Here is an 8,862-nt window from a genome sequence, read left to right as displayed (position 1 = left end):
GGTGAGCCGGGGTGGCCGACCGGTCCGAGCGGGTCTGCCCAGGTGGTCATCGATCTTGACGTAGAGTGCGGTCAGAAGGGTGTTCAGGTCGGTCCTCACAAACTGATCTTGAACACCCTTCGTCTGTCTCCAGACACCGCCCATGCTTAGGACTTACTCATCTAGGCGTTGTAGGCCTCGACGGTCACGCGGGGCTGTTCGGAGGTGAGGTCGCGCCGGTGCCAGGACAGCGTGACCTCGCGGGTCTCCCTGGGCAGCAGCCACAGGTAGTTGTCGCTGTAGAACGTCGGCAGCACGCGGGTGTCCGACCGCCGGTCGCGCAGCCCGATCCGCGTCATCGCGGCCACGACCTCGCCGGTGTTGCGCACCTTCACCTCGAGCGTGCGGCGGTCGCCATCGCGGCGGGTGGTGCCGACGTCGGTGGAGATCCTGGTGCGGACCGAGTTCAGGCCCTGGAGGTCCGCCGGAGTCCGGTGACGCCAGTAGGTGTTCTCGGAGAGCAGGCGGTCGCGGTCGAACAGGCGCAGCCGCACGAGGTGCAGCGGTGAGTCGTGCGGGGTGACGGTGAACAGGTCGGCCTTCGCGGACGGGCCCGCCTCGACGTCGGTCCGCTGGGTGCTCAGGACCTCTCCGGTCAGCGCGTGCACCGTTGCTTCGACGTGGCCGCGCAGGGACGTGGTGGTGTGGTTGAGGACCGTGACCCGCCAACTGTCCGAACTGGCCTGGACGTGGTGTGGTTCGCACGCCTTCTTCGCGCCGAAGTACGTGCCGTTGACGTCCATGTCGTAGTCGTAGGTCTGCCAGACGGTGGAGTGCCACGCCGGGTGTGACATCCACAGCAGCAGTCCGGAGGCGTCGTCCCAGAGGTTGGCGTTCCAGGCCTCGAACATCGCCCGCATGTTCTCGTAGTTCACGAACTGGGCCTTGCGGCAGAACTCCTCCATGCTCGCGGACTCGCCGAGCCCGGCGTCGACGGCGGCCTGGTAGAGCTGCGGGCGCTGGTTGCCGCCGGTGCACCAGTCGTGGGCGTACCAGACGTCGCCGATCGGCCACGACGGTTCGTCGCCGACGAGGGCGCGCATCGTCTCGGCCACGGGGACGGTCGGCATGCCGATCTCGGTGTGGAAGCCGAAGCTGGACGTGTCGTAGGTGGCGGGGTCGAAGTACTTCGCGGGCTCGACCCAGTGGTACGGGCCGTGGCCGGAGACGCTGCCGTCGGCCGAGTGGCTCTGGTAGTGGACGTCGGTGTGCTGCTCGGTGACGACCTTGCGCAGGCCCGCGTCGGTGTTGGGCGGCGGGGAGGCCTCGTTCGCGCCGCACCACACGACGATGCTCGGGTGGTGGCGGTAGCGGGTGACGGTGTCCAGGGCGGTCTCGAGGTAGTCCGGGATGTCGTCGGGGAAGTGGCCGACGACCCAGAAGTCGTTCCACACCAGGATGCCGTGCCGGTCGCAGGCCTCGAAGAACTCGGCGCGGTTGCTGCTGCCGATCCAGTTGCGGATCATCGTGAAGTTCAGGTCGCGGTGCAGCCGGACGAGGTCGTCCATGCGCTCGGCGGGCATGCGGCGCAGCAGTTCGTCGAAGCCCCAGTTGCCGCCGCGGCAGAAGACCGGGACGCCGTTCACGCGGATCTTCAACGGCCTCGGCGCGGTGCTGCCTTGGTCGATGGTCCGGGTGACGGCGTTGCCGGCGGGCGGGAACTCGATCGGCACCTCGTGCTCGTAGGTGAACTCGCGGACGCCGAAGTGGGTGGTGCGCTGGTCGCTCTCCGCGCCGTCGGTCGTGACGGTGACCGTGAGGTCGTAGAGGTTCGGGTCGCCGTACCCGTTGGGCCACCACAGTTTCGGGTTCGTGATCCGGTGGGTGGGGAGGGTGACCTCGGTGGTTCCGGGCGGGAGCGTGACGGTCTGGGCGAGCTTCGTGCCGTCGAACCGCGCCTGCAGCGTGACGGGCAGGGCGGCGGTGCCGGTGTTGCGGACGGGCACGCTGATCGTGACGTCGGCGGTCCGGTGGTCTGGGGACAACGATGTCACGACTCGGGTGTCGCCCAGGGTCGCGGGGCCGGTGGCGCGCAGCCGGACGTGGTCCCAGAGGCCGGTGCCGCGGTCGCGCACGGCGGGCATCCAGTCCCAGCCCGAGATGCAGAGGTAGGTGGGGGAGTCGAGGTAGAGCTGACCGGAGTTCGGGAACGCGCCGCCGTCGCCGCCCTTGTCGGTCGGGCTGCCGGGGTGCTTCATCGGGTTGAGCCGCAGCGCCAGTACCTGGGTGCCGTCTGTGAGCGCCGCGGTGATGTCGAACGAGCCGCGCACGAACGGGTTGGTGACGTCCCCGATCCTGGTGCCGTTGAGCCAGATCTCGGCGTGCTGCATGACGCCGTCGAGTTCGAGCCACACCGTGCGGTTCCGGAAGCTCTCGGGCAGGTCGAACGCGCGGCGGTACCACCACGAGTGCCTGGACAGCGCCTCCGGGATCGCCGTGTTGTGCAGGGCGAGCGCAGGGTCGGGAAGGTGGCCCTGGTCGACGAGCGATGTCAGGACCGTGCCGGGGACCGTCGCGTCGAGCCACTTCGACGTGTCGACGTGCGGCTGTGCGAGTGCGGCGCCGTCGGTGGTGCCGGCGAAGTCGTCCATCGTGAGGTGCCAGCCGCTGTGGAGTTCGGCCGTGTTGTCCGCTCCGGGCTTGAGGGCGGGCGGTCGCACGGTGCTCCGCCAGTCGGTCCAGCCCTTCGCGCTCGGCTGCTCGCCGGTGCCGTGGACCTGGAAGCCGTTGAGACCCAACGGGTTGCCGTTCGACGGGCGGCTCAGGCTGAGCCTCACGTACCGCGCGGTGGCCGGTTCGTCGAGCTGGATCCTGGTTTCCGCGCCCTGGCCGTCGTCGGTGCGGAGGACCTCGCGCCACGTCTCGTCGTCGGTGCTGAGTTCGATCGCGTAGGTGAGCGCGGCGGCCGAGAGGACCTCGTCGCCGGTGGTGTCGTTGCGCGGCTGGTAGGTCGGCACGGGCACGAACGTCGGGTCGTCCAGCCCCGCCTCGAAGACCAGCACGAACGCCTCGACCTCGCAGACGGCCTGCAGGTCGACCGTGACCTGCTGCGGGTCGCCGTTCGCCGCCCGCCACCCGGACCCGCGCACCCCGACCTGCTGCAACCCGTCCGTGATGAACTGCGCCGGTGTGGCGGCGTGGGCGGTGGACGTGACGCGGACGGGCCGGTTGCGGGCGAGGTCGACCACCTCGCGGGCCGCTTTCTCCCGGGCGGCGGGGGAGACGGGGCGGGAAAGCTCGTGCGACATCGACTCTCCATGCGATCAGGCGCCCGCCGACCACCATCGTGGGCTGCCCGAGCGAGGGTCAAGAGGACAAGCGAGACAAGATGACAAGGTTGTCGTGAACGTTCCCATAGTGGCGAGCTATGCGCGGAAGAGATGATCGCCGCGCTGTGGGCGGTGTGACGCTCTGGGCACCTCGAACCCCTGCTTCGGAGGACCCGATGAGATCACTCGCCCTGGTGGTGGCGCTGTCGGCCGGCTTGCTGGTGCCGGTCCACGCCACCGCCGCTCCCGCCGGCACCTCGCCCTCCGGCCGACCGGAGACGGTCCGTGTGACCGGTCAGCCGACCAGCCCGTTGCTGCCGCCTGCCGTGGCTCGCGACCTGCACCCCGGCGAAGCCCCCGACTCGACCATCCACACCGCCGCCGTCACCGACTACCCGGCCGAACTGCGCGCGTTGGTCCGCGTCCTCGACAACTACACCCCCTCCGACGACGCGACCGTGCACGCCGGAATGCTCCTTCTCTACTACGGCCACAGCTATCCGGAGTTCGTCACGGCCGTGCGCGCCGATCCGGAGATCCTGCGCGCGCTGTGGCGGTTCGTCGTGCGCCACCAGGACCTCTTCGGCACCGACCGCCAGTACCAGGTCCAGAACGCCACCCGAGAGCTCGGGAGGTTCCTGCAGTACAACGACCTCGCTCTGCACGCGCGTCCGCTGCTCGCCGACATGGCCTCGCGTGCGGACGTCGTCGGCCGCCTGGCTCCGATGTGGGTGGGTGTCGCGGAAATGGTCGACTGGTACGACAAGGCGAACTGCCGCCGTTACGGCACCTGTGACTTCCGCGCGCAGATCGACCGGCGCGTGCTGACCGTCCGGCACACGTGCAGCGCGTCGGTGAAGGTGCGCGCCCAGCAGCTGACCCAGGCGCAACTGCGGCAGACCTGCACGTCGCTGGCCAACCAGGACGCGGCGTTCCATCGCGTCGTGCGTGACCCGGGACCCGTTGCCGGCGACAACAACACGTCACTCGAAGTCGTCGTCTTCAACACGTCCAACGACTACCGGACGTACGCGGGCGTGCTGTTCGACATCTCCACCAACAACGGCGGCATGTACCTCGAAGGCGATCCGGCGCTGAATCAGGCGCGGTTCATCGCGCACGAGGCCGACTGGCTGCCGACGTTCGCCATCTGGAACCTCAACCACGAGTACACCCACTACCTCGACGGCCGGTTCGACCTGCACGGCGACTTCGAGTCGAACATGACCACGCCGACGGTGTGGTGGATCGAGGGGTTCGCCGAGTACCTGTCGTACAGCTACCGGGGCGAGGTCTACGCCGACGCGCTGGCCGAGGCGAAGAAGAAGACGTACGCGCTGAGCACCCTGTTCGACACCACCTACGACCACGACTCCACGCGGGTCTACAACTGGGGTTATCTGGCCGTGCGGTACCTGGTGGAGAAGCACCCGCAGGACGTCGCGGCGGTGCTCGCGGACTACCGGGTGGGTGACTGGGCCGGTGCTCGCGACCACCTGGGCAGGGTGATCGGGTCGAGGTACGACAGCGACTGGTACGGGTGGCTCGGGACGCTGAGCTGAAGGTGACGGCGCGGCCGGAGGCTCAGTCCGCCGAGGTGAGAGCGGCCCCCCGTTCCTCCCACCAGGGCCGGAACGCCGGGCTCGCCACCGCCTGCTCCGCGTAGGCCTCCAGCACCTCGGTGAACACGCGGCTGGCCTGGCGGAAGGTCAGCCGCTCCCGCCGCCACGCGAACACCAGCCGCATCCGCATCGGCGCCCCCGCCAGCGGGCGCACCGCCACCCCCGGACCACCCTGCGACGTCGGCTCCACCAGCTGCACCGCCTTGCCCGCCGCGATCAGTTGACGCCCGGCACCGCTCGGCATCTCGAACCGGATCCGCGGCACGAACCCCACCGCCCGGCAGGCCGCCCGCAACGCCGTCAACGACCCGTCCTCGGCGCCGGGAGGCCCGACCCACGACTCGCCCGCCAGGTCCGCCAGCTCGATCTCCGAACGGGCGGCAAGCCGGTGACCGGCGGGAACCGCGATGAACACCGGCACCCACGGCACCACGATCCGTTGCGCCACCCCACGCGGCAGGCCCAGGTCGCCGTCCTCGTCGACGGCGATCACCGCGGCGTCGAGGTGCCCGTTCGCCAACGCCAGCGCCAGACCGGTCGACGACGGGTCGACCACCAGCGTGATGTCGTCCAGCACCTGCTCCAGGCGCGTGTACAGCGGCCCGACGCACTCCATGTGCACCGAGCCGAGGCGGGTCGGTCCGCCCCGTTGCACCATGTCCGAGCCGAACGCGTCCAGTTCCACCAGCAGCAACCGGGCCCGTTGCAGCATCTGCGCCCCCAGGGCCGTGGGTTCGGCACCGGCCCGGCCGCGGTCGAACAGACGGCCTCCCACCAGGCGTTCCACCCGTTGGAGCAGGGTCGTCAGGGACGGTTGGGAGATGCCGAGCTGGGTGGCCGCGCGCGACAGCGAGCCCGCGTCGCCGATGGCACAGATCGCCCGCAGGTGCCGGATCTCCAGTTCCATAGCCTGAGGCTATCCCCGTTCCGGATTGGCGGGATCCCTCCGGGTGGGGGGAGGGTGGCAGGCAGGACCACTCTGGAAGGACCCGAATTGGCTCGGACACGCCGCGACATGGCGAAACTGGTGGACGCGGACGGATTCCGCACGTACATCCGCGACGGCTGGGGTGACTGGGACAGCGCGATCGACCTGCCCAAGGGCACGGCCGAGGCCGCCGCGGCCCACCGCGCCAGGCTCACCGCCGCGCTGCCCGGCAAGCGGATCGCGCTCGCCGCGGGACGGGCCCACGTCCGGTCCAACGACACGTTCCACGAGTTCCGCGCCGACAGCGACTTCGTGTGGCTGACCGGGTGCCAGGTCGAGGGCGCCGTGCTGGTGCTCACCGACGACGACGCCACGCTGTTCGTGCCGGTGCCCAGCGAGACCCACAGCGTCGACTTCTTCGGTGACGCCGACCGCAGCCCGTTCTGGATCGGCGCCGCCGCCGGACCGAAGGAGTGGGGCGCCGCGCTCGGCATCACGGCCCGGCCCCTCGAAGACCTCGCGAACGCGCTGCGCGGCCGCCACCCGCAGACGCTCACGGCGCAGGGCGTCGACCCGCTGCTCGACGCGCTCACCGGCGGCCACAGCGACGAGCTCCGCACCACCCTCGCCGAGCTGCGCCGCATCAAGGACGACTGGGAGGTCGACCAGCTCCGCCAGGCCGTCGACGCGTCCGTCAAGGGCTTCGCCGACGTCGCCATGGAACTCGGCCAGGCCGTGCGCGGCGGGGGAGAGCGCTGGCTGCAGGGCACGTTCGACCGCCGGGCCCGCACCGAGGGCAAGGGCCCCGGCTACACCTCGATCGTCGCCGCCGGCCCGCACGCGCCGGTCCTGCACTGGACGCGCTGCGACGGCCGCGTGAACGACGCCGACCTGCTCCTGCTCGACGCCGGCGTCGAGATGAACTCCCTCTACACCGCCGACGTCACCCGCACGTTCCCGGTCAGCGGTGAGTTCAGCGAGCCGCAGCGCCAGGTCTACGACCTCGTGCACAGGTCGCACGTCGCGGCGTTGGCGGAGGTCCGGCCGGGCAACGACTACAGCGCCTTCCACCACACCGCCATGCGCGTGCTCGCCGAGGGCCTGCACGACTGGGGCCTGCTGCCGGTGAGCGTCGACAAGGCGCTCGACCCGTCCGGCCAGCACCACCGCCGCTACATCGTCTGCGGCACCGGCCACTTCCTCGGCCTCGACGTGCACGACTGCGCCGACGCCCGCCAGGAGACCTACCAGCAGGGCATCCTCGAACGCGGCATGGCGCTCACCGTCGAGCCGGGCCTGTACTTCCACCCGAACGACGAGACGCTGCCGCCGGAGCTGCGCGGCATCGGTGTGCGCATCGAGGACGACCTGGTCGTCACGTCGACCGGCGCGGACATCCTGTCGGACGCGCTGCCGATCGCCGCCGACGACGTCAGCGCATGGGTGAGGAAGCAACGCTCCTAGTGGAGCGGCCCGGCGCGAGCAGCGGCGCTCCTAAGTAGACGGACTGGAGCGGGCCCACGCGAACGTGAGTTCCACGGCCCGCTTCCAGTTCGCGTACTCGGCCTCGCGGTACCCGGCGTCCATCGCCGGGTTCCACCGCGCGGCGAGGTGCCAGTTGCGCCGCAACCCCTCCAGGTCCGGCCAGTACCCGGCCGCCAGCCCGGCGGCGTAGGCGGCGCCCAGCGACACCGTCTCGGCGACGAGCGGCCGTTGCACCGGGATGTCCAGCACGTCCGCGATGAACTGCATCAGCAGGTGGTCCGCGGTCATCCCGCCGTCCACCTTCAGCACCGGCGTCGGCGCACCCAGGTCCGCGTTCATCGCGTCCACGACCTCGCGCGTCTGCCAGCCCGTCGCCTCCAGCACGGCCCGCGCCAGGTGCCCCTTGTTGATGTACGACGTGAGCCCGACGACCAGGCCGCGCGCCTGCGCGAGCCAGTGCGGCGCGAACAGCCCGGAGAACGCGGGCACGATGTAGCAGCCGCCGTTGTCCTTGACCGTGCGCGCGAGCGTCTCGATCTCGGGCGCGCTGTGGATCAGCCCGAGGTTGTCGCGGAACCACTGCACCAGCGACCCGGCGACGGCGATCGATCCCTCCAGCGCGTACGCGGGCTCGCCGCCGATCTGGTACCCGATCGTCGTCAGCAGCCCGTGCTTCGACCGCACCAGTTCCGTGCCGGTGTTCATCAGCAGGAAGCCACCGGTGCCGTAGGTGCCCTTGATCGATCCCTTCTCGAAGCACGTCTGCCCGAACAACGCGGCGTGCTGGTCGCCGAGGGCCGCCGTGATCGAGATCCCCGGCACCACGCGGGTCGTGACACCGCTGATCTCCGTCGACGGCCGGATCTCCGGCAGCATCGAGGCGGGCACGCCGAAGAACTCCAGCAGCATCGGATCCCATTGCCGCGTCGAGAGGTTCATCAGCATCGTCCGCGACGCGTTGGTCACGTCCGTCACGTGCAGGCCGCCGTTGACCCCGCCGGTGAGGTTCCAGATCAGCCAGGTGTCCATCGTGCCGAACAGGACGTCACCGCGTTCGGCCTTGGCGCGCAGCCCGGCCGTGTGGTCGAGCATCCACCGCAGCGAAGGAGCCGAGAAGTAGGTCGCCAACGGCAACCCGCACCGTTCGCGGACCTCCTCGATGCCGGGCTGCTCGCCGAGCCGCGCAACGAGTTCCTCGGTCCGGATGTCCTCCCAGACGATGGCCCGCCCGATCGGGACGCCCGTGTGCCGGTCCCACAGCACGAACGTCTCGCGCTGGTTCGTGATGCCCATCGCGACGACCTGCTCGGCCGTGATCCCCGCCTGCCGCAACGCCTGCGGCACGATCCGGTCGACGTTGCGCCAGATCTCCACGGCGTCCTGCTCCACCCAGCCGGGCCGCGGGTGGTACTGCCGGTGCTCGCGCTGCGCGACCGCGACGAGGCGGGCGTTCTGGTCGAACACGATGCAGCGCGTCGACGTCGTGCCCTGGTCGATCGCCATTACGAACCGTTGCACG

5 protein-coding genes and 1 pseudogene are annotated in these 8,862 nt (G+C 70.3%); 2 read left to right on the top strand and 4 right to left on the bottom strand.

Features of this window, described 5'->3' with window-relative positions; genetic code table 11:
• Together QSK25_RS45425 and QSK25_RS21855 are read right to left on the bottom strand one after the other, a co-directional pair.
• Window positions 1-99, bottom strand: a pseudogene (locus QSK25_RS45425) (IS982 family transposase); the annotation flags it as partial.
• A gap of 62 nt (window positions 100-161) precedes the next feature.
• A complete protein-coding gene (locus QSK25_RS21855) occupies window positions 162-3,287 on the bottom strand; it encodes a glycosyl hydrolase 2 galactose-binding domain-containing protein (RefSeq protein ID WP_285640733.1) in 3,126 nt (1,041 codons plus the stop codon).
• Window positions 3,288-3,484: 197 nt separating this feature from the next.
• Between QSK25_RS21855 and QSK25_RS21850 the strand changes: the two genes are divergently transcribed.
• Entirely contained in the window at window positions 3,485-4,870 is a 1,386-nt protein-coding gene (locus QSK25_RS21850; protein ID WP_285640732.1) for a collagenase, read from the top strand.
• A gap of 22 nt (window positions 4,871-4,892) precedes the next feature.
• On the opposite strand, the gene QSK25_RS21845 is transcribed toward QSK25_RS21850, so the two are convergent.
• Window positions 4,893-5,837 carry a LysR family transcriptional regulator gene (locus tag QSK25_RS21845; protein ID WP_285640731.1) on the bottom strand — a complete coding sequence of 315 codons (945 nt, stop codon included), beginning with the start codon at window positions 5,835-5,837 and terminating at the stop codon, window positions 4,893-4,895.
• Between the two features lie 108 nt (window positions 5,838-5,945).
• Here QSK25_RS21845 and QSK25_RS21840 point away from each other — a divergent pair, with 108 nt between their 5' ends.
• Window positions 5,946-7,322 (top strand): aminopeptidase P family protein, encoded by a 1,377-nt coding sequence (locus tag QSK25_RS21840; protein ID WP_285640757.1) that lies wholly within the window; start codon window positions 5,946-5,948, stop codon window positions 7,320-7,322.
• Window positions 7,323-7,352: 30 nt separating this feature from the next.
• On the opposite strand, the gene glpK is transcribed toward QSK25_RS21840, so the two are convergent.
• The gene (glpK, locus tag QSK25_RS21835) at window positions 7,353-8,846 is read right to left on the bottom strand and encodes a glycerol kinase GlpK (RefSeq protein WP_285640756.1); all 1,494 of its coding nucleotides are present in this window, start codon (window positions 8,844-8,846) and stop codon (window positions 7,353-7,355) included.
• Window positions 8,847-8,862 lie beyond the last annotated feature (16 nt).

The organism is Lentzea sp. NBRC 102530 (assembly GCF_030269365.1).
In the GTDB taxonomy this organism is placed as follows: Bacteria; Actinomycetota; Actinomycetes; order Mycobacteriales; family Pseudonocardiaceae; genus Lentzea.
This window is presented reverse-complemented; position numbering and strand designations above follow the sequence as displayed.